General features: G+C 65.1%; 1 protein-coding gene. It reads right to left on the bottom strand.

Translation table 11 applies throughout. The features are described 5' to 3' along the window. Positions 1-430: DUF748 domain-containing protein (locus tag FQ755_RS16705; RefSeq protein ID WP_144155965.1), on the bottom strand; the 430-nt coding region annotated here is incomplete at both ends.

The raw sequence follows: 430 nt of genomic DNA, 5'->3' as shown, positions 1-430 counted from the left end.
TCGCGCGTGAGACTGGCGCTCGGCGCGTCGATGCGGATCTCGTCGAAGTGATAGAGGCTCTTCAGCGGCTCCAGCGTCGCTGCGGCCACGTGGACTGCGCGCGCCGCGAAGAACGGTGCCTTGCCCTGATCCCGCACGTCCACGTCGTTCAGATCGACGGTGCCTGCCACGCGCAACGAAGGCGCGTCGTTCGAGATGACGAAGTTGAGCTTGAGATCCGTGGAAAGCTTGCCCGACTGCACGATCACCGGCAGCCTGGTCGGCGCGTAGGACATGAGTCGCGGCACATCGAGCCCGTCGAAGCGCAGCGACACTTCCGACTCGCGCGACGCGGCAAACGGCTTGGTCTTGCCATAGATGGCAAGCGGACTGCCGTCGATCCGCGCCCGCAGCAAAGGCTCGACGAAGATATCGGTCTTGGAGGGCAGCG

It is taken from the genome of Paraburkholderia sp. BCC1885 (genome assembly GCF_900996235.1).
Classification (GTDB): Bacteria; Pseudomonadota; Gammaproteobacteria; order Burkholderiales; family Burkholderiaceae; genus Paraburkholderia.
This window is presented reverse-complemented; position numbering and strand designations above follow the sequence as displayed.